Below are 23,749 nucleotides of genomic sequence, written 5' to 3'. Positions count from 1 at the left end.
ATTATACCCCCACATATGATGTTTCGCGTTTTAGTTCACCCGCAATAATGTTACGCTGAATTTCAGATGTTCCTTCATAGATTTTTGTGATACGTGCATCACGGTAGTATCTTTCGATTGGATAATCTCTCATGTAACCCATACCACCATGAATTTGTACAGCTAAGTCTGCCACTTTGTTATAGACTTCAGAACCGTATAGTTTCGCAATAGCTGCTTCCTTGACGACTCTCTGACCCTGGTCAGCCATCCAAGCAACACGATACGTCAGTGATCTTAATGTTTCGATATGCATGCTCATTTCAGCTAACATATTTTGAACAGATTGAATCTCGAAAATTGGTTTGCCGAACTGTTCACGTTCTTGAACATATTGCAGACAATATTCCATAAGCTTTTCACATGAACCAAGGTTTCTAGCTGCAAGTCCAGCACGGCCGTTAGCAAGGATTTTCAATGCGTTAACATAGCCCATTCCTACTTCACCAAGAACATTTTCTTCCGGAACTTCTAAATTTTCAAAGAATAATTCTGCTGAGTGTGAACCTCTTAGGCCCATTTTTTGTTCTACATTACCTAAGACAAATCCAGGGAAATCTTTCTCAACGATAAAGGACGTAATCCCTTTTGCACCCTTTTCTTTATCCGTTACAGCCATGACAGTGAAGATGTTACCTTCAACAGCATTGGTGATATAATGCTTTGAACCATTAATGATATATTTGTCGCCTTTTTTCACTGCCGTTGTTTTGATTGCTGCTGCGTTAGATCCAGCGCTTGGTTCAGTTAAAGCAAAAGCACCAATCCATTCTCCTGTCGCCATTTTTGGCAAGTATTTTTGCTTTTGCGCTTCATTTCCTAATTCAACGATCCCTACAGAACCAATTCCTGTATGAGCACCAATTAAAGTTGTATATCCATTGTGTGTCTTACCGATTTCCTCGAAAATCGCACACTTTCCAACCATATCAAGTCCAAGACCGCCGTACTCTTCAGGGATACTTAAGCCAAATAGCCCCATTTCCTTCGACATTTCTACGATTTTCTCAGGAATTTCATCTTTTTCTTCAATTTCCATTGCGTATGGATCTACTTCTTCTTTTACAAATTTGCGTACATTACTTCTTAGGAATTCAATATCCTCTGAAAATTTAAAATCCATTATAATCCGCTCCTCTTATCGATTAGTAAATTCTGCTTTGCGTTTTTCAATGAATGCTTGTGTGCCCTCATTTTTATCTTCAGTACCAAACGCAATCGCCTGGGACAGCTTTTCAATCATCATCGCTGTTTCAAGGTCTACGTCAAATCCTTTATGAATGGCAAGCTTTGCTAGTTTAATAGCAACAGGGCCTTTTTTCATGACTTCCTGTGCAACATTTTGAGCTTTTTCCTCTAGTCTGCCTTCTTCAGCTAAGTAGGTGGTTAAGCCGATTCTCTCCGCTTCTTCTCCATCGATGATTTTTCCCGTAAGCACCATATCTAAAGCTCTGCCTTTACCAACAATTCTCGATAGACGCTGCGTTCCGCCAGCTCCTGGGATAATCCCTAGATTTAATTCCGGAAGACCAAACTTTGCTTTTTTTGTAGCAATTCTGATATCGCATGCCATTGCAAGTTCGCATCCGCCGCCTAGAGCAAATCCTTGTACTGCAGCAATCGTCACTTTGCTGGATTGTTCAATTTTTTTATAAACACCCTGCATGCCAGGAAGAAATGCTTCTAGCATATTGCGTTCACGAAGCTGTTTGATATCAGCTCCTGCTGCGAATGACTTTTCCCCAGCACCTTGGATAACAATGACTTTTATATCCTCTATTCCTTCTGCCCATTGAAACGCATTTTCAATATCTTGTAATGTTTCCTTATTCAAAGCATTTCGTGTTTCAGGTCGGTTCAGTGTCAGCCACATGATCCCTTGTTCATTCGTAACAAGGATATTTTCATATTGTTGCATGTCTTTCCCTCCTGCTTTTTATGAGTAGTTATAAAAACCGCTTCCGCTCTTTTTACCTAATCGTCCTGCTTTTACATATTTAAGTAGAATTGGACTTGGACGGTATTTTTCACCAAGTGTTTGATACAAATATTCCATATTACGCAGGCGGGTATCCAGGCCAACTAAATCAGCTAATTCAAGCGGACCCATTGGATGATTAAGACCTAGCTTCAAAGCCTTATCAATATCCTCAGCAGAGGCTACACCCTCCATCAGCATGTTCATTGCTTCATTTCCAATCATGCAATTCATCCGAGATGTAACAAAACCTGGGAATTCATTTACCTCAACCGTTTCTTTTTTCAATCTTTCAGAAACCTCTTTTACGATTTGTACTGTCTCATCCGATGTTTCGAGGCCTCTTATTAATTCGATCAGCTTCATTTTGTGAACTGGATTAAAGAAATGCATAGCAATTACTTTTTCAGGACGAGATGTTTGTGCACCAATTTCAGTTGGACTCATTGTTGAAGTATTTGTTGCTAAAATCGTCTCAGGTCGGCAAATTTTATCCAGCCTTTTAAAGATATCAATCTTTAACTCTATTTTTTCCAGAACCGCCTCAATTACCAAATCAGCATCCTTTGCAGCCTGCTCTAAATCTGTCTCAAAAGTAAGATTTTCTGTTGCAGATGCATATTGCTCTTCCGTTATGAACCCTTTTTGACGGCTGCCTTCTAAAAGTCCGAAGATTTCTTCCTTAGCTCTTCCTAAAACCTCCTCACTAATATCATTTAGAAATACTTTAAATCCCGAAATGGCACTCGTATAAGCAATGCCTTTCCCCATTACACCAGAACCGACGACTGTAATTGTTTGCATTTTTTCTCCCCCTTAGCTTGCGATTGTCTGATTTGTCTTAACGTCTTTTCTAATAAACTTTTGGAATACAAAACCTAGTGCAAGTAAAACAATGCCAATTACATCTGTTGTAATTCCTGGAATAACCATGAGAATTGCTCCCGCAGCTAAAACGACTCTTTCATACCAATATGCATGTCGTATTAACCAGCCTTCTGCTGCCCAAGCAAGCCCGATAATTCCAATGATTGATGTGATTACTGACAGTATAATATCCGGCGTACTACCTACTAATAGCAATGTTTCTCCATAAACGAACATATACGGTACAATGAATGCCGCTAATCCTAGACGGACAGCTGTAAGCCCTGTTTTCATCGGATCTGAACCGGCAAGACCTGCTCCAGCAAATGCTGCAAGTGCAACCGGTGGTGTAATAGCAGATAAAGCAGCAAAATAGAATACAAACATATGAGCTGCAAGCGGTGACACACCAAGTTCAATTAAAGCAGGAATGGTAAGTGGAACTTGAACGATATATGCTGCAACAGTTGGCAGTCCCATCCCTAGGATAATACTTGTGATCATGGTGAAGATAAGCGTTATTATTAAAATCCCGCCTGATAGTTCAATGATGATACTGCTAAATTTCAATCCAATGCCCGTTAAACCGATAATTCCGATAATAAAACCAGATGCTGCACAAGCTACTGCTGTTTCAACAGAAGCTCTTGCACCCAAGTCCAATGCCTTCGCAATTTTTGGAATCGATAATCTTGTTGCACTTTTCAACGCTGCGATCAGGACAATTACAGCAATCGAGAATAATCCAGCTCTCATTGGAGAAGATCCCCCAACAAGCATCACAACAATAACAACAAGCGGAATAAAGAATAGGAATCCTTTTGAAAATACCTTCCAAAAATTTGGAAGCTCAGATTTCTTTAACCCTACCAAGCCATTACGCTGTGCGCGTAAATCTACTTGGAAGAATAGACATAGATAATAAAGAAGTGCTGGAATAATAGCAGCGATGGCAATATCCATATACGGAACCCCTAAATAAGAGGCAATGATGAACGCAGAAGCACCCATAATCGGAGGCATGATCTGCCCACCAGTAGATGAAACCGCTTCTACTGCTGCAGCAAAGTGTCCTTTATAACCTGTCTTTTTCATAAGAGGAATTGTGAAGGCACCTGTTGTTACTGTGTTGGCAACTGCACTTCCAGAGATTGTTCCTAAAATCGAACTTGCAACAATTGCTGTTTTGGCAGGACCACCACGATATTTCCCCATGCCAGCTACTGATAAATCAATGAAGAATTGACCAGCACCGGAAACCTCTAGAAATTTTCCAAACAAAATAAATAGGAAAATAAAAGTGGATGAAACTCCTAAAGGAGTACTGAAAATCCCTGTTGTTGTATAAAAGAGATGATCGACAATCCACATAAGAGTAAATTCTCGGTGAGACAATGTTCCAGTAAGAAGATGTCCCCATACACCATATACGATACAAATTCCAATAATAATAACCAAAGTGTTACCTATTACACGTCGTGTCGCCTCAATTAAGAGGATACCGGCTACAATTCCGATTCCAATTTCAAATGGAGTCAGCTTCTCAATATAGCTCATGCGTGAAGCAATTTCCTGCGCATTGAAAACAAAATAAGAATAGGCTCCAGCTGAAAGCAGAATGAAAATCCAGTCATACCATGGAATGCCCTCTTTACTAAGAGCTTTTTTTGCAGGCTTGTAAAGTGCAAATGTTAATATTAACGCAAAGGATAAATGGGCTGAACGCTGTAAAATCGATTCAAATACTCCAAAGAGAGCAGTATAAACGTGAAACAGCGACATAATGATAGCTGCGGCTGAAATGATCATGCCAGCTGCGCCCTTTAACGAACGCAGCTTGCCAGCATCATTACCATCCTCATCATATTCAATTTGTTTTTTCTCATTTTCTAGTTCTGGTTGAACATGCTTAGACATAGAATCACCTTCTTTTTTAGGATGGTTTTAGTTTGTTAGGATAAGATTAGTCCCTTATTCTAATGCCCCAACTTCTTTATAGTATCTCTCCGCACCTGGATGTAACTTACCAACATTATTCTTAACTGAGTATTCTGCATTAAAGTCATTCATAACTGAAGAAATCGTTTTCCAAGTGTCAGCTTCTTCAACCACCATTTTAGTAAGCTGGTAGACAGTTTCCTCGTCCATTAAATCATCATTTACTAGTAGAACAGAGTATCCAGCTACTGTAGGGATATCTTCTTTAATATTTTCATAAGTTCCGCCTTCAATTGTGAACTCTAAGTAGCCTTCGTTTTTCTCATGAAGCTTTGTAATTACTTCTTCATCTAATGGTATTAAGCGAATTCCTAATGTTGTATCTAACTCCTGGTAGGTAGAAACTGGTGCTGATAACATACCTGCGATTGCGTCAATATGACCATCACGCATTAAATCTGCTGCGTCTGCTGTACCGATATATTCAATTCCGCCAAGATCATCATAGCTCATGCCTACAGCTTCTAGAATGTCAATGAACGCTAACTCTCCGCTGTAACCTTTAATTCCAGGACTTACTTTCTTTCCTTTTAAATCTTCAACAGTATAAATATCTGAATCTGCACGAACAGCAATATGCATAACATTCGGATAGAGTGTTGCCACTGTGCTTACATTGGTAACTGGTTCTTCAAATGCATTGATTCCATTTAATGCTTCCGGTACTGTTTGTCCATTACTAAAACCTAAAGCAAATGTGCCATTAGCTAATCCTAAAAGGTTCGAAACTGATCCACCTTCAACAATTGTTACTGAAGAATCTGGGTAAACGTTTTTCATCTTTTCACTCATTGCACCTGATAATGTGTACCAGAATCCGCCAACTGTTGCTGAACCAAATGCCATATCTCTTGGTGGTCCATCTGGAGCTGCGCCTGAATCTCCACCTGTGTTTCCTGCTTCTTCTGATGATGAACATGCTGCTAACATGAGCAAAAATACTGACATTACTACTACTAAAATCTTCTTCATTTTAAAATCCCCCTTTTTCATTTAACTTTCTCAAGTATTTCGAAGTTTGCTTCTGTTATTTCTTTCAATTGATCGATTGAAATATCTGAAAGAATTTCTACAAGATACATTTTTCCTTCTCTAAATTTGAAAACAGCATGTTCCGTTACAATCATGTCCGCTTTCCGCTTGCCGCTGCTTGGGAATGTAAGCTTACTCACCAATTTCGGACTGCCATCCTTTGATACATGTGTAGAAGCAATGATCATCCTTTTTGCTCCTGCAACCAAGTCCATGGCACCGCCTACTCCAAGGATCGTTTCTCCCGGGACAGCCCAGTTAGCAACCTCACCAGTTTCATCAACCTGCAATGCTCCTAGGACAGCAACGTCGATATGACCACCGCGTATCATCTTGAAAGAATCTGAGCTATCGAAAAGAGATGCTCCAATTTCATAAGTTACAGGCTTTTTACTTGCACTAATTAAATCCATATCAATGTCCTCATCAGCAGGAGTTGGACCCATACCCAACAGACCGTTTTCTGATTGAAGAAACACTTTTTTATCTCCAAGATAATCAGGGATCATCGTTGGAATCCCTACACCTAAATTTACGGCTTCTCCTTCTTTCAATTCCTCAGCTACTCGTTTTGCAATTTTAATACGTTCAGACTGACTCAACGTATCTTCCTCCTTTCTTGATGTATCTGTTCATCACGATATAATCAACATATATATGTGGTGTCACAACATCTTCTGGTGCAAATGAACCCGCTTCCACAATTTCATCTACTTCAGCAATAACAACTTTAGCTGCTGTCGCCATAACCGGGTTGAAATTTCTAGCAGTTTTATCATAGATTAGGTTGCCTAGCGTATCAGCCTTGAGTGCTTTTATAAGTGCTACATCACCTTTTATCGCTTTTTCGAGAATATATGCTTCTCCATCAAAGATTCTCTCTTCTTTCCCTTCAGCAAGCTTTGTACCCGCCGCAGTTTTTGTATAAAATCCTGCAATACCAGCTCCACCGCAGCGAATGGCTTCCGCTAAAGTTCCTTGAGGAATGAGTTCTATTTCAAGCTCACCCTTAGACCAAGCTTTTACAGCATCCCGGTTGGTTGTAAAATAAGATCCTTTTGCACCTTTTAAATTACCGGCAACAAGAAGCTTGCCTAAACCTCTTCCTTCTTCACCTAAGTTATTGCTGACAACGGTTAAGTCCTTTTTGTCTGATGCAGCAATTTCATCAATGATCGTTAAGGGTGATCCTGACAGGCCAAACCCGCCAACAAGCAGGGTATCTCCATCATTGATCAATTGTATGGCGTCTTTAACGCTTACTAACTTTTTCATTTTCTACTTCCTCCCCTATTTTGACTTTTGTATATGCGAGATATGAACCTAATGCCTTAATAGCTGTACTTTCATGAAAGAAATAGGGTTTTTTTGTTTCTTTCAATATTTCAATCGCGTTTTCCCCACGATAGCCTTGTGACATAAAGATGGGAATAAATATGCACTTTTCTTCCTCCATTAATGCTCTTATCTGGAGAGAGAGAACTTCATTCTCATAATCTACTTGAAAGGGAAACGGAATGATCACATTGTCATATTCTCCCGAATGACACAGAGCAAGTAAACTCGCTGTTAGTTTTTTCAAATCATCATATACGACCGTCGTTATATCGAGTGGGTTCATAAAGTGCTTGTCCACACCAGTTATCTTCTTTAATGTTTCAGATAACTCTTCTGATAGCGGCGGCAGTGATATCCCGTATTTACTACATAAATCTGCCAAGTAGATGGACGCTGCGCCAGCCCAGGAAAAAATAGCTGTACGACCACCCTTGCCATATCCATACGTATCGAACATCCACGCTGCCGCAACTAATTCATTCAAACTTTCAACCTTAATTAATCCTGGGTGATTGACAATTTCCCATGGGATTGTATTCTCATTGATACTGCCAAGATGGTATTTAACAGCCTTGCGTGAAATTTCAAAATTTCCAATCGGTAAGAAAATAACAGGTTTCTGCTTAAGATAAGCTTCATGCAGCAGCCGGAAAAATCGTTCTTCTTCTGAGATAGATTCCGCAATAATAATAATCGTTTCGGTTGATGGTTCATCTATTAGGAATTCAAAACAGTCATTTGTTTTTACACCAAGCTCATTTCCTGGTGAAAACCAGTAGGAAAAACCCAGTCCTCTTTGGTTAGCATCAAGAACAGCCCTTCCAAGACTGCCTCCATGACTGATGATACCAACCGACCCTTTTCTAAACTGTCTAGGTTCAAAGCGCGGAGAAAAAGAGATTCCCCAGTTTTCGACGAATTTATAAAAACCAGGAGTGTTTGGTCCATATATGGTAATATCAGTATCTTTTATAATTTCCCTAAGCTCTTCTTCCCTGCGGGCCCCTTCTGGACCATATTCAGAGAATCCAGAACTAAGAATGATTACATTTTTAACGCTTTTTTTAACGCAATCTCGTAAAATTCCCGGAATTTGATCAGCAGGTACGATGACACAAACTAGATCTAAATCATCCTCAATGTGCAGAATTGAATGGTAACAAGGAATCCCCGAAATATTATCATAGTTAGGATTTACTAAATAAACATGACCGGAATAATTCGATTTTTCGAGATTTACCATTACTCTTCCAGCGTTTTTATGAAATTTTTCGGAGGCCCCGACGATAGCAATTGTCTTAGGGGAAACAATAGAGTGCAGTTTATTCATTATTCTATAGATCCCCTCCTAACTTTTTTACCTTTCTCACAATAGTAGATGGATTCACCTCTAAAAGCCTTGCTATTCCTCGATAGGAACGTTCAGTTAATGACGCTTTATAAATTAATTCCCTTTCTAACTCGTCTATTGCGGCTTTCAATGGCAGGACTTCATTTACTACTACGGCCTTATTGCTATTACTTTGATAATCTAGTTTTTTACCTAGAATATTAAGTACATCCTCTTTTTGTATTTCAGATCCTATTGAGGTCACGTAAATTCTCTCCATGATATTTACTAATTCCCTCACGTTTCCTGGCCATTTATACTCGACAAGAACTTTGATAGCGCTTTTCGAAAAATGAAGATGCTTTTGATATTTAGCTGAGAAAATCTTTGAATACGACTCTATAAGAAGCGGGATATCTTCCACTCTTTTTCTCAGTGGCGGTATTGAAACTGGAATAACATTAAGACGGTAGAAAAGATCCTCACGAAAGGTTCCCTCCATCACTAGTTCTTGTAAATTTCGATTGGTAGCAGCGATGATGCGAACATCAATGTTGATAGGTCGAGTTCCTCCTACTCTGGTAATCTCCATTTCTTGTAAGACACGCAGTAGTTTTACTTGAAGTTGCAATGGTACCTCACCAATTTCATCTAAGAACAAAGTACCATTATTCGCTTGTTCAAATAACCCTGCTTTTCCACCCTTTAATGCCCCGGTAAAAGCTCCACCTTCATAGCCAAATAACTCTGATTCAATGAGACTTTCCGGTATCGCACCACAGTTCACCTTAATAAAAGGTTTCTCGCTTCTAGGACTTGATTGTTGAATTAGTTTAGCAACTTCTTCTTTCCCGACCCCTGACTCACCGTTCAATAATACAGTCACATCAACTTTAGCAACTTGGCTGACTGTTTCAATTAGTTTAGTCATTTCAGCTGAATTTGCAATAAAATGATTGCTGTTTTCAGACAGTTGAACATTACCCGAATCCGGTTTTGTATGGTTCAATTCACAGCGAAGCGCTTCCAATTCAGTTACATCCTTTACATTTACCACAATACGCTCAAGCTTTTCGTGACTATTCTTGATCGGCATGGCTGAGAGAATTAATGGTTTTCGATCTGACTTATTCGTTTCCATAACATTCTGCTGCTCGCCAGTTTCAGAAACGAGTACAACAAGATCCTTTACCACAGCTGGTAATTGATTTGACACCTGCACTTCTGAGAACATTTCCTGAAACCTTTGATTGCTCTTTATCATGTTCGCATTTACATCTGTGACACAAATACCATCGCTCGAATGATTAAGGATCGTTTCCTGCTCTTTTAAGATCCCTTTGACAGCTTCTAACTCGTCCGCCATAAAGTTAATTTCAGAGATGTCTTGGAATACGCCAACGGCTCCTGCTAGGTTATCGCCATCAAAAATAGGTGTCCGGTGTGAAATGTAAATCCTGTTTCCTACTTTATATTTCTCAGAATGCCCTTCTCCTGTCCGAACGACTCTTAGCAAGCCCCCGTTCGTCACGACATCAGTCAAAAATTTCCCTATAGCTTTTTCTTTCGTTGTTAATGCCATTTCCTCTGCTGCAGGGTTTATCGAAGTAATAGTGCCATCTTTATCAATAGAAAGGATACCATTGTGAGCTGAATTGAAAATTGCATCCATTTGGCTTAGCTCTACCTGGGTAACTTTTAAGTAAGAGCTTAAATATTGCTCTTTTGTTAAAAATCCAGTTATCCGCTTGTATTTGTTGCGCACTGGCATCAGCTCGTGGTCAGAGAAATTCACCTTCCTTAACTCCTGGTGTTCATCAAGAAAGACAATTTCTTTTTTAAGAATCTCTGACAGCATTACTTTCTCTTGAACCAGTCCGTCTAACAAGCTGTGCTCTGTAAAGTAGCCTGATAGCTCATCCTTAATGTTGTATACCAGTCCACCTTTCACATTATCCTTTAGAACCTGTTTTGCAATTTCGTTAATATAATCGTTTTCGAAGTATTTAATAGAAGTTCGAGTCATTGCATCTTTTACAAACATTCCCTTACTCCTTTTGAGTGATACACTCGTTTTTTTATAATGCAAGAAGTGTGCCAAAGTAAAAAATAGTGACAAAATAGCAATATTTCTAACATTTCTTAATAATTATTATTATAAATTTACATTCAAAATGTTGCAACAACGCAACGAGTGTTGCATTTTTGCATAACTATCATCTTTAGGAGGTTATCGAATAAAGTAGAATCATGTCAGTTTCTCTGAAAACCCCATTAGATAAGGCTTTATCAATTTTTCTCCCACATGATTATTGTTGCTTTTTTGCAACACCCAGGCTGTTTATACTAAAAAAATAAAAAAAGCCCTCAAATTTGAGAGCATTCCTAATATTATAAATATTTCCTGTGAATTCCTTTTCCGTCATATGTGAATAATAAGTTTCGATCTTCAATTACTGTTTCGATATGAACTCCCCTGCCCCAAAGTTGGTGAATATAAGGCATAACCTTTTCTAGATATTTTATATCCAATTCAATTCCTTCAAACCCATGCTTAATATATAATTCCCCATTTTTGAGATAATCACCGTCGGTAACAGTTAAATAAGGGAATCCTCCATTTACTCTCATGCTGACCAGTTGATCCCGTACCTCTTCCCATGCTTTATCTACTATTTTATAATCTCTGCCTTGCTTTTGGAATAAATACATATCCTCACGCATAACCAGATCCTTTGTTAAATAATTGCGAATAAAGGAAATATCTGATTCGACTTCACGGACCTCGAAAATCTTTTCGCGGCCTGAGTTCGGTTGAACTCCTCTTCTTTTCATCTCCTCTGTTGGATTATTATAACGTTCCTCGATATCCTCTAGAATTTTTAAACCTAAATAATATGGATTAATACCCGTTCGAGATGGCTGCACGACCCCTGCATTTAACTTTGCAAATTCTAGCGCCTCAGCAGAAGTTAAATCCATTTCTCGCAGTATCCTTTGATGCCAGTACGATGCCCAGCCCTCGTTCATAATTTTCGTCTCTAACTGAGGCCAGAAATAAAGCATTTCTTCCCTCATCATTGTTAGAATATCTCTTTGCCAATCAGTTAATTCTCTGCTGTAACTTTCAATGAACAGCAAAATATCCTTTTCAGGCTGCGGTGGAAATTTCTTAATCTTCTTTTTAGGCTTGGAATTCTTATCATCCTTCTTGTCTAAATTCCAAAGATCATCATATGGACTTTGCTTTACATCTCCCTCTTCTTCATATTCAACATCATCCATTGTCCAGCTAAGCTTAGGACGCATTAAGGACGGATCGATATGTTCCTCGATTGCTAAAACAGCATCCAAAAAGGTTTCAACTTCTCTTTTTCCGTATTGAATTTCATACTGCCGAATTCTTTCTGCTGTTGCCGCCATACTTTCAACCATGTCTCGCTTCGTATTTTGAAAACGGACATTATTCTTGAAAAAGTCACAGTGTGCCAGCACATGTGCAACAATTAATTTGTTCTGTATTAAGGAATTTGAATCAAGTAAAAATGCGTAGCATGGATTTGAATTAATAACCAGCTCATAAATTTTCGAAAGCCCTAAATCATAATGTAATTTCATTTTATGAAACTGTTTACCGAAGCTCCAATGAGAAAATCGCGTCGGCATCCCATATGCTCCAAATGTATAAATAATGTCAGCTGGACAAATTTCATATCTCATTGGATAGAAATCCAACCCAAAACCAGTTGCGATTTCCGTAATTTCCTCAATGGCATATTCCAAGGCTTTTCTTTCCTCTGCTCTCATCCGACTCCTCCCCCTTCTAGTCTTATATCTAATCTATGAGGAAGAATCAAAAATGATGATTTTCAAGTAAATTACATAGAGAAAAGTTTCTTTCTTCTAAAAAAATATACAAACCTGTTAATTCGATGTTAGTCATTTATCTTATTTAGTGCTAATTCATTAATGGTTATTCAGGTAAATGATGAAAATCCCTTAAGATCAATGTGTCCAACATTTTCTTAGTGATTTTCTGTCTTTCCTCCATACACTATATTCAACTCCTTAAAAAGGAGGAGAGACTAGGATGAATCAAATCGATTATGATCGAGCATTGTATTACACGCATCGTTCCCAATGGGACAACTTGTTGATCCTAATGGTCAGAACAAAAGACCATTTTTTATCCAAAAAAATCGAACATTTTTTACACGCATATAATTTTGAGAAAGATTACAGTGTTATTGAGAAACATTTATATTCTTTACTAAGATACATCGACCATGCAAACGATCTTTCGACTAATGAGGAACTGCTGGATACGACCTTAACCTGACCCATCAGAACTAAAAACGAATTCCACCAAAAAAAGACACGGTCTAAAATATATGACCGTGTCTTACAATTTATTTTGTTCAGTTAGCCTGGTTCATTCTTTCATCAACAATCTTCATAAAGCTGTTCTCAACAGCAGCAAGCTTCAATTTGCTTTCCTCAAGGCTTTTTCCTTTTACACCAAAATAGAATTTAATTTTTGGCTCTGTACCAGATGGCCTTAAGCAGACCCACGTACCATCATCAAAGGTATATTTAAGTACATTCGATTTTGGTAAATGAATTTCTTCATCGGACTTATCTGTTACATGACGAACACTTGTTAAATAATCCTCCACCATCACAACTTTCATGCTATCTAATTGCTTAATATGATCTTTTCGGAAGGATGACAACGTTTCTTGAATCAATTCAGCTCCTGATTTCCCCTTAAGAGTCATCGACCGGAGGCCTTCTTGGTAGTAGCCATATTTTTCATAAATCCCAAGCAAAGCTTGATACAAGGACATTCCTTTTTGCTTGTAATAGGCACAAAGCTCTGCAGCTAATAGAGCTGCTTGAACAGCATCCTTATCACGTGCAAAATCTCCAATTAAATACCCGTAACTTTCTTCATAACCAAATAAAAATTGATGCTCACCTGTTGCTTCATATTCTTTAATTTTTTCAGCGATAAATTTAAATCCTGTCAAGACATTAACCGTTTTGACGCCAAAGGAAGATGCTACCTCAGCTCCAAGTTCAGAAGTTACGATTGTTTTTAGCATGACCCCATTCTGCGGCAGAGTTCCTTTTTGCTTCTTGTTGGACAATATGTATTCTAGCAATAATGCACCTGTTTGATTTCCAGTTAAAACCACATATTCTCCGTCAGAGTCTTTAACCGCAATTCCGAGTCGATCTGCATCTGGATCCGCAGCAATTAATATATCTGCTCCGACTTCTTCCCCTTTTTGGATAGCGAGCTCGAAAGCAGCATGTTCCTCTGGATTTGGGCTTTTCACTGTAGAAAATTGCGGATCTGGAAGCTCCTGTTCTTTGACCACATGCACATTTTTGTACTGTAGAGCCTCTAATGCTCTTCTTACCGGTTTATTTGCAGTCCCATGCAACGGAGTAAACACAATGCTGACATCTGAATTCTTCGCAATTTCTTGATTCTCTGAAATCGATACGAGCTTTTCAGTATAGGCTTGATCAACTTTTTCTCCAATTATCTTGATTAAGTTTTTTTCCTTTAATTCGTTAACATTCAATACATCTATTTGAAGTTCATTTTCTATTTCATTCACTTTGGAAATCACAACATCTGCGCTATTTGGTGGAAGCTGGCCGCCATCTGGACCATAAACCTTGTAGCCATTATATTCAGGTGGGTTATGACTCGCTGTGATGACGATACCACCATATGCATTTAAATAGCGAACAGCAAATGAGAGCTCTGGTGTTGGACGAAGCTCATCAAAAACATAGGTTTGAATCCCTCTTGTTGCTAGGGTCGCTGCCGCCTCCATAGCAAATTCTTTGGATTTATGACGCGAATCATATGCGATTACTACGCCGCGCTTTTTTGCTTCTTCACTTACGGAATCAATATACGCTGCCAAGCCTGCTGAAGCTTTCCGAACTGTATAGATGTTCATCCTATTAGTTCCTGCTCCAATTTCGCCGCGCATTCCACCTGTCCCAAACTCTAAGTTCTTATAAAACGCTTCTTCTAATTCCTTTTCATCATAATTTTGCAACTGTAATTTTAACTCTTGATCTAACCCTCCAAATGTTTTCCAATTGTCTGCTTTTACCTTCCAGCTCATTCAACAACCTCCAATTCGTTTCCACTTAAAAACATTTCGATAACATAGTCATGCTTCCCTTTAAAGAAACGCTTTGTTTTATGTATTTTTATGTAAAGATTATGTTAAGGACGTGCAAATGTATATTTTTTCCCAATTTAGTTACAAAAAAGGTAACAATAAGATATGATATCACTTTTAGTTTGAAAAATTAACCACCACAGCATAAAATAATGAGGACTAACTTATCGCAGGTTAACGGGCAGTAAGACCCCTACCCAAGGTTTTGATTATACAAATTAGATTGGTGAGGGATCAACTGCCCGTAAAAGCCCGATTAGTTCAACTAACCATCAGTGGGGATGAAGAAAACCCCACTGATGGAAGTTTCACTCTATGAAAGAACAGGTGTATATATGAAAAAGGACCGTCGAGAATCTTATATTTTTTTCGCATGGGCAGCTTCCGTGCTTGCTATGTTTGGAAGTCTGTACTTTTCTGAAATTAGACAGTTTGAGCCTTGCGAATTATGCTGGTATCAAAGAATTATCATGTACCCATTTGTTATATTATTAGGGATAGCCACTGTTTTAAAGGATTATCGCATTGCTTTATATACAATGGTATTATCAGTAGTTGGCGCTGGAATTTCTATCTATCATTACTCTATTCAAAAGATAAGCTTTCTAGCAGACTCTGCTCCAGCCTGTGGCCGCGTTCCTTGTACAGGACAATATATCGATTGGCTTGGGTTTGTTACAATCCCTTTCCTTGCACTCGTCGCCTTTATCATCATTTTTATTTGCAGCCTGTTAATTTGGAAGAAATCAAGGGAGGTAGCTTAATACCATGAAAAAAGTGATCATTTTTCTAGTAATCGTCATTGCTTTATTTGTTGCTGTTGGATTTTTAACAAAAATGCAAAATGAAGAGAAAGTTTCCGAAGACAATGTCTATAAAAAGGATACGCTTCATCCAGAGACAGCTGCTCAATTGGATGATCCCCATTACCAGAATATTATCCTTCCAGATGAATTAGAAGAAAAGCTTAACAACAATGAAGATGTTACCGTTTATTTTTTCAGTCCGACTTGTCCTCATTGTGTACGGACAACCCCTATTGTAGCGCCATTATCTGAAGAAATGGGTATTGATCTTGTTCAATTCAATCTCCTTGAATTTGAGGATGGCTGGGATGACTATCGGATTACCGAGACACCAACTATTGTTCAGTATAAAGACGGAAAAGAAACCGAGAGAATTACAGGTTTTCAAGAGAAAGAAGTATTTGAAGAATGGTTCAATCAGAATAGTAAATAATAAATAAAGGTGACAAATAAAGGTGACAGGCAGCTGTAAAATAAATTACAGCTGCCTGTCACCTTTATCACGAGTTAACAACAGGGATTTTCTTCCATGTTAATAGTTTGTACCTTATACGAGAAGCTCATTTGCTGCTTTTGTATATGCACTGATCACTTCACTTTGATCGTTTTTCCCGTCAATAAATTGACAATAGCTAAATGGGAAACATAAACCAAAATCCTTTAATGTCTGCACATTATTTTCGAAGAGAGCTTCATGATGAGGTTCAGGCTTCGACGATTCTAAAATGGATATTAACGTTTGCAAACTGGTAATAACTTGATATGCTTCCTTTAGTGTACCAAAATACTCATAATGTCTCGTAGTGGTATGTAATACCTTCTGCCTTTTAAAATCACTTATGTCTTGATCAGAGAAGTACAGAGGGAATATTTCTTGGTAAAATGTTTGTACTAAGTCCTCTATCATTTCTTCCTGGTCTGGTGTAGACGCAAACACAATCTTCACTTAAAACCCACCTTTGTCTATTCCGTATAGTCCAATTTTCATATACGACTAGAATAACATAATTCATGTGGTTTAGACGGTGGTAATTATCGCCAGAATGCATATTTTAAAGGAGTTAATGATGATAAATTTTGAGAAAAAAGGTGAGTGGCTGGTAATGTCCATTCCCCCGGTTTGGGAGGGACTTACCCCGGAACAGCTTTTTCAAGAAGTATGGAAAGCTCCCAAAAAACAAACTCACTTTATTAGAATGAATAAAGAAATGCTGATTAATGGTAAATCTGACCTCTGGACTCATAATCTTACAAAAGGCGACTGCATTAGACTGAAGCTTTTTCAAGAAGAAGACTTTGGGGTCACTCCTTCCTATATGGACGTAGATATCCTTTTTGAGGATGAGTTAATGCTGGTTGTTAATAAACCTCCTGGAATCGATACCCATCCGAATTCACCCGGACAAACTAACACGATTGCAAATGGAATTGCCTTCTATCTTCAGGCAAATGGAGAGCATTGTCCTGTTAAACACATCCACCGTTTAGATCGTGATACATCTGGTGTTATTTTATTTGCTAAAAATTCTTTTGCAGGAGCTATCTTAGATAGGATGTTACAAGAAAGAAACATCAAAAGAACCTATACCGCCATTGTCCACGGTATCATGCAAAAGAAAAAAGGAAAAATTGATGCTCCAATTGGACGTGATCGGCATCATCCTACAAGAAGAAGGGTCTCTCCTAATGGACAAAAAGCAGTAACCCGCTTTGAAGTAACAGAGACAAATAAAAAAAATAATACCACTATTGTTAGATGCCAGCTTGATACTGGCCGTACTCATCAAATACGCGTTCACTTCAGCCATATTGGGCACCCTTTGGTTGGGGATCTATTATATGGAGGAAAACCAAGCTATCATCGCCAAGCACTACATGCTGCGAAACTGGAATTTGTTCATCCATTTACGCTCGAAAAGCTGTCTATTTCAGCTCCGCATCCGTGGTAAAGCTCAACCATGCAAAAGAGCGCCATCAGGAGGTTGGCGCCCCATTTATATAAACGGCCAAAACAGCCGATATTTTTGTTGCTTGATTATCTATTCCCAAGTAGAAATTTGTCCTAAACAAATATCTTGTTTTCAATTTTAAAGACAATGGACCTTCCGTAAAGTGCTATATCGAAATAACATCTTGAATTTTAACTTAATAAGGAATATTATTGATATGCTTTATTGTTCGTATTTGGAGGTCTTTCATGTTTAAACTCAAAGAAAATCAAACAAATGTTAAAACGGAAGTATTAGCGGGAATTACAACTTTCCTAACGATGGTGTACATAGTTGTCGTGAATCCGATTATTCTGGCAGACGCAGGGGTACCCTTTGATCAGGTGTTTACTGCAACCATTATTGCTGCCATAATCGGTACATTATGGATGGGATTATTCGCCAACTACCCTATTGCGATTGCTCCGGGTATGGGGTTAAATGCGTATTTTGCATACTCTGTAGTAGGAACACATGGAAATATTGATTATGTAACAGCATTTTCAGCCGTCTTTATTGCAGGAATTATCTTTATCATTTTGTCTTTAACACCCTTCCGAGAAAAATTAATTACAGCAATCCCAGAGAACTTGAAATTGGGCATTACTGCTGGAATTGGTCTTTTTATTGCCTTTATTGGACTTCGTCTAACAGGCATTATCACGGCACATCCCACTAATCTTGTTACGCTTGGCGACCTGCGAGAGCCATCTGCGTATCTTACGATTTTTGGTCTTGCAGTGACGTTAGTGTTGATGACCTTCCGCGTACATGGCGCTCTTTTCTTCGGAATGATTGCCACTGGCTTAGTTGCGTATTTTACGGGTCAGCTTTCCTTCGAACAAGGCTTAGTTGCATGGCCAGGCTTGCCAGAAGGGATCATTGTCTGGAACCCGGTTGAAGCTCTTGGAGATGTGATTACCCACGGGCTTTATGCTGTCGTATTTTCATTTCTGCTTGTAACGATTTTTGATACTACCGGGACAATGATTGGGGTTGCACAACAAGCAGGTCTGATGAAAGGAAATACCATGCCTCGGGCGAGACAAGCCTTGCTGTCAGATTCCATAGCAGCTACTGCTGGAGCTGCATTCGGTACAAGTCCTACTTCTGCTTATATCGAATCATCAGCTGGTGTTGCAGCTGGAGGACGTACAGGATTAACTTCTGTAACCGTTGCTGGATTGTTTCTATTGTCCGCATTTTTTGGGCCGCTAGTAAGTGCTGTTTCTGGATTATCAGCGATTACCGCCCCAGCCTTGATCATTGTGGGAAGCTTAATGATGGGGTCCATTTCTGCAATCAAATGGAATGAATTGGATGAAGCATTTCCTGCATTCTTAATTATTTTAAGTATGCCGCTGACCTCTTCTATTGCTACAGGTATCGCGATTGGCTTTATTTCCTACCCTTTGATGAAGGTTGCGAAAGGAAAATGGCGTGAAGTTCATCCGTTGGTTTATCTATTTGCAGTACTTTTCTTTTATCAGCTAGTCTTCTTGCCACATTAAACGGAGAAAGAGTGAACGGTCATTAGCTACGCTGTGATCACTTCACTCTTTTTTATTTCTATTTTAATTTGGACTCTCATATCATATTGCAAGGGACAAGTTGGGGTGATGTGAGTGGGACAAAAGATATTAGCAATTATAATCGGAAGTGCAGTTCTTGGCATTGGAGTTAATGGTTTTATCGTTCCGCACCATTTGCTCGATGGCGGTCTAATTGGTATTAGTTTAATATTTCACTATTATTATCATTTTCCGACAGGGCTCACAATGATTTTCTTAAGTATTCCCCTATATATACTATCTTGGTTTTTTAATAAACGCTATTTTTACTATAGCATTCACGGCTTACTTGTTTCGTCATTCCTTATTGATGTCCTCTCGTTCCTAAGACATCAATTTACACTTAACATACTCCCTAGTGCCATAATAGGCGGAATCCTTATTGGCTGCGGCATCGGCATTATGCTTCGCTATGAAACAAGCACCGGTGGAACCGATCTTCTTGCACAAATACTTTCAAAGATGGTATCGATCAATGTTGGTTTATTAATATTTATGATTGATGGTATTGTCATTCTCTTGGGGTTAAAGGTGGTCGGTTTAGAGAAATTCCTCTACTCTTTTATTACAATAATTTTTGTAGGCATCATGACGTACTTAACGGTTATTCGTAAAACAGAAAGAGTATGAGTGGAACAAAATCAGAGCTTTAAAAATCACACCGTTAAGGTTATTATGAATGTTCCAAAGTGACGCCTACTCAGATAAAAAATTTCTCTCCAGCCACTTTCGTAAAAGTTCTTCCAAATAAGGATGAGTAGGCTGACCAACAAGAGTTTTATATTCCTTCATGAGCCCTAACATTGTGTGGTTAGTTTCATACTTTCTTAATAGATGATTCATATTAGGAACAATATGATATTCCACTTTACCTGAAACCATTTCGCCTACTTTATTTACATCTTCAGGCGGCACCTGGACATCCTTATCACCTGTAATGGCGATTACTGGTACAGTAACCTCTCTTAAATAGTCACCAACATTATAGCTCTGTTGTTCTCGGAACCATTTGGCGTTAATTTTTGTACCCTTATACTTCAAAACTGGTTCAGTTGATTCCATAATTTTCTGAGTCAGTGACGCCTGCTGTTTTTCTATTTTATCGGCAACTTTTAAAAGTTTAAAGAACAACCCTTTAAATCCTTTGGTATTTCTAATTTCTTTTCGCAGCAGTTCATTTTGCATCGTCAACATTTCACTGGATGGACCAAAAAATCCTGCCAATAGAATTAATCCAGCTACTGCTTCCTTTTGGTGAACAGCTGGGGCTAGCAAAGCTCCCTCACTATGGCCAAGTATAATAATTTGATCAGAATCTACCCGAGGATGATCTTTTAAATAGCAAACGGCTGCTAATGCATCTTCTATAAGGTCAAATACACCTGTTTCATAATAATTGCCTCCACTTTCATGCGTGCCTCTTTTGTCATAACGTAAAGTTATAAACCCTAGCGAAGTGATAAAATCGCTTAACATTTTATACAAATTGATCTCTATTCCCTTAACATTACCATCTCTATCTCCTTGACCAGTCCCGCTAATAATCAAAACAGCTGGAAAAGTTTCCTTCCTCCCCTCCGGTATCGTGATCGTTCCTTTTAATGGATAAGTACTTTCAATCAAAATTTGGTTCTCAATCATTTAAGAACCCTCCTTCTTCCCATCTGGGATGATAATTGTGGATATAACTCTTTTTTTTCTGTCACTAGCAGGCTCATTTGTGATTACTTTTTGAAAAACCGTCTTGTTTTAGATAATCTTCAAAGTTTTTCATTAATTGTGTAACGAACAAAATAAAATAGTCAAAATGTTCTTCCTTCATAAGTTCGTTCAGGTCACCATTTGTGATATTTGCTTTTCCAATATTTAAACTTAAAGTAAAAATTTTAGAAATCCAATAAAAAATTTCTATTATTGGATTTCTTCCTTCCTCAGTTATAAAGTTTTGGTCTTCTCATGGCATCTTTCCATTGCTTGTAATATAGCCCCGCGAAACCCTTGCTGCTCAAGTGCTGCTACTGCTTCAATGGTAGCCCCGCCTGGTGTACAAACCTGATCCTTTAACGCTCCAGGATGAATCCCGGTCTCTAAGACCATTTTAGCTGCACCGAGTACCGCTTGAGCACCAAGCCGGTAAGCTAAATCCCTTGGCAATCCGGCTTTGACTCCACCATCCGCTAAAGCTTCGATAAACAAATACACATAGGCCGGTGATGAACCGCTGATAGCAGGTACGGTGTCCATTAATGCCTCAGGCAGCAATTCCATTTTTCCAAACGATTCGAAAATAGCCTTAACTTCACTCATTTCTTCTGAAGTAATGTAAGAATTTCCACTAAGAACACTCATCCCTTCTCCTACTAACGATGGAGTGTTTGGCATAGAACGGACTGCCTTGATTTTCCTTTCAAAATCTTTCTCAAGCGCCGATAAGGTAATTCCAGCAGCGATTGTAATAATGACCGTGTCATCTGATATGCTTTCCTTTATTTCCCTAATAATTTCAGCATGTTGATCCGGTTTTACAGCTAGAAATAGAAAATCTGCCCATGCTGCGACATCCTTATTGTTATTTGTAGTAAGTACGGAGTATTTCATGTTTACCTTTTCCACAGTTTCCTTTGTCTTGGCACTAATCTTTATTTTTTCAGGCTGTAAAAGATTTGAGGACAAGATCCCTTCAATCATAGCTTGAGCCATTTTTCCACAGCCGATAAAACCGAGCTTCTTAATCATTTACTGACATTCCTCCAATACGTTCATAATAAGAATATGAAAAAATAAAGTCAGGGGGATATGAGTTGAACATCTTCCCATTATACACTGATGAAAGTAACGTAATACAAGTATCCTTACACGCGGAAGCTTTCTATCAGCAGCCATCAATCCAACTTGCACAAAGCTTACTAGGCTGTTTATTAATAAAAGAAACGGCAGAAGGAGTTGCATCAGGCTATATCGTTGAAACTGAAGCATATATTGGCCCGGGTGATCAAGCAGCACACAGCTACCAGAACCGAAGAACAAAAAGAACTGAAGTAATGTTCCACGACGCGGGATTTTGTTATACCTATTCCATGCACACCCATTGCCTGGTAAATATCGTTAGTGGAGAGAGCGGGAAACCTGAAGCCGTTTTGATTAGAGCACTACAGCCCTTTAACGGGATAGACTTGATGAAGAAGCGCAGAAAAACAGAAGTTATAAAGAATTTGACAAATGGTCCTGGAAAATTAACAAAAGCCATTGGGATTAATATGAATGACTATGGAAGAACCTTCCTTTCTCCACCACTTATGATCGGAGAGGGTTTTAAACCTAAGCAAATTTCCAGCGGGAAAAGAATCGGCATTGAAAATTCCGGGGAAGCCAAAAACTATCCGTGGAGATTCTGGATTACAAATAACCCATTCGTTTCCAGATATCCAAAGAATTGAATTTGAGTTTATTCAATTTCAGTATTAACAAATTTTTAAAGGTATTCTCACTTCTACAATTGAAGCATACTACTCTTGTATGACCTCTTGAGGCATACAATATTTCATTTTCTGGAGGTAGAGTGATGCAGCAGCAACCTTTTAACAATAATCAACAACAGCCCATGACAAATATGCAGCCGACAAATAATATGCCCACTCAAATGAACCGTGGAGGTCATGAACTTTTTGACGCTCATGAGGTTATGTCATGTTTAATTGGTACATTAAACCAATATCTCATGTTCGAACAACATATTAAAGATCCTGAGTTAATGGATATACTCAATCGCCAAAAACAATTTATTACAGATCAATATAATATTACAGTTCAATCTTTTAAAACAGGTCAAGATCCGGCACACCCTACTTCAAGCTACCAAATGAATCAATCCAATGACTATACATTAGGGACTTCTCCGTCTCAACCAAGTAAACCAAACCAAAATATATCTCAGCTTGGGGACAAATGTATTTCAAGTCTAATGATGGCCAGTGCAAAATCCAATGCAAGTGCTATGACAACGGCAGCAGCTGAAATGGCCAACCCCGTTCTTCGTCGTGTTCTTGCAGACAGCATTCCAAATCACCTTGAAATGGCATACGAGTTATTCTTATATCAAAACAAAAAAGGATATTATCAAGTGGCTCAATTAAAGGATCAAGATGCTCAAAATATGCTTAATGCATATGCACCTACAACTAGCGCGCCTAATATGAACAGCCAAGGCAATATGCTTCAATAAAAAATAGGGATCCTCTTTTGAGGATCCCTAAATATATTCACCAGCTTCTTTCTCTATGTAATACTTCAACAAATACAATTATTGGAACTCTTAGTGTATCTCCAACCGTTAATTGTCTGGGACTCTTATTTTTATTGGCTTCTAAAATCATCTCAATGGTTATGCCAAATTTTTTTGCAATACAACAAATGGTATCGCCATTTTTTATTTTATAGAGTATGAATTTTATCGAGAAGTGATCCATAACCCACACCTCTTTCTTCACGATGTTTTTCATTGCCCTGCTCTATTACAATACATACCCTTCAAAACTGTCTCTAAACGAATATAATAAGAAAATGCAGAGTACAGAAAAAATTGTTAATAGA

At 38.5% G+C, this 23,749-nt stretch carries 23 protein-coding genes; 8 read left to right on the top strand and 15 right to left on the bottom strand.

Translation table 11 applies throughout. The features are described from left to right. Position 1: 1 nt before the first annotated feature. From CZ487_RS05105 to CZ487_RS05060, 10 genes are all read right to left on the bottom strand, one after another. Positions 2-1,162: an acyl-CoA dehydrogenase family protein gene (locus CZ487_RS05105; protein ID WP_077211068.1), complete on the bottom strand. Its 1,161-nt coding sequence runs from the start codon at positions 1,160-1,162 to the stop codon at positions 2-4. Between the two features lie 15 nt (positions 1,163-1,177). Continuing rightward, positions 1,178-1,957: an enoyl-CoA hydratase/isomerase family protein gene (locus tag CZ487_RS05100; RefSeq protein ID WP_077211067.1), complete on the bottom strand. Its 780-nt coding sequence runs from the start codon at positions 1,955-1,957 to the stop codon at positions 1,178-1,180. 18 nt (positions 1,958-1,975) lie between these two features. Further along, the gene (locus tag CZ487_RS05095; protein WP_077211066.1) at positions 1,976-2,821 is read right to left on the bottom strand and encodes a 3-hydroxyacyl-CoA dehydrogenase; all 846 of its coding nucleotides are present in this window, start codon (positions 2,819-2,821) and stop codon (positions 1,976-1,978) included. A gap of 12 nt (positions 2,822-2,833) precedes the next feature. Beyond that, a complete protein-coding gene (locus tag CZ487_RS05090; RefSeq protein ID WP_077211065.1) occupies positions 2,834-4,801 on the bottom strand; it encodes a TRAP transporter permease in 1,968 nt (655 codons plus the stop codon). A gap of 54 nt (positions 4,802-4,855) precedes the next feature. Then, on the bottom strand, positions 4,856-5,854 hold the full coding sequence (locus CZ487_RS05085) for a TAXI family TRAP transporter solute-binding subunit (protein WP_077211064.1): 999 nt from the start codon (positions 5,852-5,854) through the stop codon (positions 4,856-4,858). A 17-nt stretch (positions 5,855-5,871) separates the two neighbouring features. Continuing rightward, the gene (locus CZ487_RS05080; protein ID WP_077211063.1) at positions 5,872-6,516 is read right to left on the bottom strand and encodes a 3-oxoacid CoA-transferase subunit B; all 645 of its coding nucleotides are present in this window, start codon (positions 6,514-6,516) and stop codon (positions 5,872-5,874) included. Next, a complete protein-coding gene (locus CZ487_RS05075) occupies positions 6,503-7,189 on the bottom strand; it encodes a CoA transferase subunit A (protein WP_077211062.1) in 687 nt (228 codons plus the stop codon). The genes CZ487_RS05080 and CZ487_RS05075 overlap by 14 nt, the downstream gene beginning before the upstream one ends. Then, on the bottom strand, positions 7,167-8,582 hold the full coding sequence (locus tag CZ487_RS05070) for a CoA-binding protein (protein ID WP_077211061.1): 1,416 nt from the start codon (positions 8,580-8,582) through the stop codon (positions 7,167-7,169). Before CZ487_RS05070 ends, CZ487_RS05075 begins: the two co-directional genes overlap by 23 nt. 4 nt (positions 8,583-8,586) lie before the next feature. Then, positions 8,587-10,626 (bottom strand): sigma 54-interacting transcriptional regulator, encoded by a 2,040-nt coding sequence (locus CZ487_RS05065; protein ID WP_077211060.1) that lies wholly within the window; start codon positions 10,624-10,626, stop codon positions 8,587-8,589. A gap of 347 nt (positions 10,627-10,973) precedes the next feature. Continuing rightward, positions 10,974-12,389 carry a SpoVR family protein gene (locus CZ487_RS05060; RefSeq protein ID WP_077211059.1) on the bottom strand — a complete coding sequence of 472 codons (1,416 nt, stop codon included), beginning with the start codon at positions 12,387-12,389 and terminating at the stop codon, positions 10,974-10,976. Between the two features lie 283 nt (positions 12,390-12,672). On the opposite strand from CZ487_RS05060, the gene CZ487_RS05055 reads away from it, so the two are divergent. After that, positions 12,673-12,921 (top strand): YhdB family protein, encoded by a 249-nt coding sequence (locus tag CZ487_RS05055; protein WP_077211058.1) that lies wholly within the window; start codon positions 12,673-12,675, stop codon positions 12,919-12,921. A gap of 79 nt (positions 12,922-13,000) precedes the next feature. Here CZ487_RS05055 and CZ487_RS05050 read toward each other — a convergent pair whose 3' ends face one another. Then, positions 13,001-14,734: a phospho-sugar mutase gene (locus CZ487_RS05050; RefSeq protein WP_077211057.1), complete on the bottom strand. Its 1,734-nt coding sequence runs from the start codon at positions 14,732-14,734 to the stop codon at positions 13,001-13,003. A gap of 395 nt (positions 14,735-15,129) precedes the next feature. On the opposite strand from CZ487_RS05050, the gene CZ487_RS05045 reads away from it, so the two are divergent. Both CZ487_RS05045 and CZ487_RS05040 read left to right on the top strand, forming a co-directional pair. Next, positions 15,130-15,558: a disulfide oxidoreductase gene (locus CZ487_RS05045; RefSeq protein WP_077211863.1), complete on the top strand. Its 429-nt coding sequence runs from the start codon at positions 15,130-15,132 to the stop codon at positions 15,556-15,558. A gap of 4 nt (positions 15,559-15,562) precedes the next feature. After that, entirely contained in the window at positions 15,563-16,033 is a 471-nt protein-coding gene (locus tag CZ487_RS05040) for a thioredoxin family protein (RefSeq protein ID WP_077211056.1), read from the top strand. 114 nt (positions 16,034-16,147) lie between these two features. Here the strand turns inward: CZ487_RS05040 and CZ487_RS05035 are convergent, their stop codons facing one another. After that, on the bottom strand, positions 16,148-16,546 hold the full coding sequence (locus CZ487_RS05035; protein ID WP_077211055.1) for a YhcU family protein: 399 nt from the start codon (positions 16,544-16,546) through the stop codon (positions 16,148-16,150). A 118-nt stretch (positions 16,547-16,664) separates the two neighbouring features. Between CZ487_RS05035 and CZ487_RS05030 the strand changes: the two genes are divergently transcribed. The 3 genes from CZ487_RS05030 (at position 16,665) to CZ487_RS05020 (ending at position 19,789) form a co-directional block, all read left to right on the top strand. Continuing rightward, complete coding sequence (locus CZ487_RS05030; RefSeq protein ID WP_237562803.1) at positions 16,665-17,549, top strand: RluA family pseudouridine synthase; 885 nt, start codon at positions 16,665-16,667, stop codon at positions 17,547-17,549. Between the two features lie 248 nt (positions 17,550-17,797). After that, complete coding sequence (locus tag CZ487_RS05025) at positions 17,798-19,099, top strand: NCS2 family permease (protein ID WP_077211053.1); 1,302 nt, start codon at positions 17,798-17,800, stop codon at positions 19,097-19,099. 114 nt (positions 19,100-19,213) lie between these two features. Beyond that, complete coding sequence (locus tag CZ487_RS05020) at positions 19,214-19,789, top strand: YitT family protein (RefSeq protein ID WP_077211052.1); 576 nt, start codon at positions 19,214-19,216, stop codon at positions 19,787-19,789. A gap of 66 nt (positions 19,790-19,855) precedes the next feature. Here the strand turns inward: CZ487_RS05020 and CZ487_RS05015 are convergent, their stop codons facing one another. Both CZ487_RS05015 and proC read right to left on the bottom strand, forming a co-directional pair. Continuing rightward, positions 19,856-20,800 (bottom strand): alpha/beta hydrolase, encoded by a 945-nt coding sequence (locus CZ487_RS05015; protein WP_077211051.1) that lies wholly within the window; start codon positions 20,798-20,800, stop codon positions 19,856-19,858. Between the two features lie 294 nt (positions 20,801-21,094). After that, the gene (proC, locus tag CZ487_RS05010; protein ID WP_077211050.1) at positions 21,095-21,895 is read right to left on the bottom strand and encodes a pyrroline-5-carboxylate reductase; all 801 of its coding nucleotides are present in this window, start codon (positions 21,893-21,895) and stop codon (positions 21,095-21,097) included. A 71-nt stretch (positions 21,896-21,966) separates the two neighbouring features. Between proC and CZ487_RS05005 the strand changes: the two genes are divergently transcribed. Both CZ487_RS05005 and CZ487_RS05000 read left to right on the top strand, forming a co-directional pair. Then, positions 21,967-22,596, top strand: a complete 630-nt coding sequence (locus CZ487_RS05005) for a DNA-3-methyladenine glycosylase (protein WP_237562839.1) — start codon at positions 21,967-21,969, stop codon at positions 22,594-22,596. A 125-nt stretch (positions 22,597-22,721) separates the two neighbouring features. Continuing rightward, a complete protein-coding gene (locus tag CZ487_RS05000) occupies positions 22,722-23,381 on the top strand; it encodes a spore coat protein (protein WP_084783129.1) in 660 nt (219 codons plus the stop codon). A 37-nt stretch (positions 23,382-23,418) separates the two neighbouring features. On the opposite strand, the gene CZ487_RS04995 is transcribed toward CZ487_RS05000, so the two are convergent. Beyond that, entirely contained in the window at positions 23,419-23,658 is a 240-nt protein-coding gene (locus CZ487_RS04995; protein ID WP_084783128.1) for a LysM peptidoglycan-binding domain-containing protein, read from the bottom strand. Positions 23,659-23,749 lie beyond the last annotated feature (91 nt).

The organism is Robertmurraya dakarensis (assembly GCF_900156875.1).
Taxonomy (GTDB): domain Bacteria; phylum Bacillota; class Bacilli; order Bacillales; family Cytobacillaceae; genus Robertmurraya; species Robertmurraya dakarensis.
This window is presented reverse-complemented; position numbering and strand designations above follow the sequence as displayed.

Bases quoted from the DNA above. Each gene is read 5' to 3' on its own strand.
- CZ487_RS05105 (WP_077211068.1), bottom strand. From the start codon at position 1,162: ATGGATTTTAAATTTTCAGAGGATATTGAATTCCTAAGAAGTAATGTA.
- CZ487_RS05100 (WP_077211067.1), bottom strand. From the start codon at position 1,957: ATGCAACAATATGAAAATATCCTTGTTACGAATGAACAAGGGATCATG.
- CZ487_RS05095 (WP_077211066.1), bottom strand. From the start codon at position 2,821: ATGCAAACAATTACAGTCGTCGGTTCTGGTGTAATGGGGAAAGGCATT.
- CZ487_RS05090 (WP_077211065.1), bottom strand. From the start codon at position 4,801: ATGTCTAAGCATGTTCAACCAGAACTAGAAAATGAGAAAAAACAAATT.
- CZ487_RS05085 (WP_077211064.1), bottom strand. From the start codon at position 5,854: ATGAAGAAGATTTTAGTAGTAGTAATGTCAGTATTTTTGCTCATGTTA.
- CZ487_RS05075 (WP_077211062.1), bottom strand. From the start codon at position 7,189: ATGAAAAAGTTAGTAAGCGTTAAAGACGCCATACAATTGATCAATGAT.
- CZ487_RS05070 (WP_077211061.1), bottom strand. From the start codon at position 8,582: ATGAATAAACTGCACTCTATTGTTTCCCCTAAGACAATTGCTATCGTC.
- CZ487_RS05065 (WP_077211060.1), bottom strand. From the start codon at position 10,626: ATGTTTGTAAAAGATGCAATGACTCGAACTTCTATTAAATACTTCGAA.
- CZ487_RS05060 (WP_077211059.1), bottom strand. From the start codon at position 12,389: ATGAGAGCAGAGGAAAGAAAAGCCTTGGAATATGCCATTGAGGAAATT.
- CZ487_RS05055 (WP_077211058.1), top strand. From the start codon at position 12,673: ATGAATCAAATCGATTATGATCGAGCATTGTATTACACGCATCGTTCC.
- CZ487_RS05050 (WP_077211057.1), bottom strand. From the start codon at position 14,734: ATGAGCTGGAAGGTAAAAGCAGACAATTGGAAAACATTTGGAGGGTTA.
- CZ487_RS05045 (WP_077211863.1), top strand. From the start codon at position 15,130: ATGAAAAAGGACCGTCGAGAATCTTATATTTTTTTCGCATGGGCAGCT.
- CZ487_RS05040 (WP_077211056.1), top strand. From the start codon at position 15,563: ATGAAAAAAGTGATCATTTTTCTAGTAATCGTCATTGCTTTATTTGTT.
- CZ487_RS05030 (WP_237562803.1), top strand. From the start codon at position 16,665: ATGATGATAAATTTTGAGAAAAAAGGTGAGTGGCTGGTAATGTCCATT.
- CZ487_RS05025 (WP_077211053.1), top strand. From the start codon at position 17,798: ATGTTTAAACTCAAAGAAAATCAAACAAATGTTAAAACGGAAGTATTA.
- CZ487_RS05015 (WP_077211051.1), bottom strand. From the start codon at position 20,800: ATGATTGAGAACCAAATTTTGATTGAAAGTACTTATCCATTAAAAGGA.
- proC (WP_077211050.1), bottom strand. From the start codon at position 21,895: ATGATTAAGAAGCTCGGTTTTATCGGCTGTGGAAAAATGGCTCAAGCT.
- CZ487_RS05000 (WP_084783129.1), top strand. From the start codon at position 22,722: ATGCAGCAGCAACCTTTTAACAATAATCAACAACAGCCCATGACAAAT.
- CZ487_RS04995 (WP_084783128.1), bottom strand. From the start codon at position 23,658: ATGAAAAACATCGTGAAGAAAGAGGTGTGGGTTATGGATCACTTCTCG.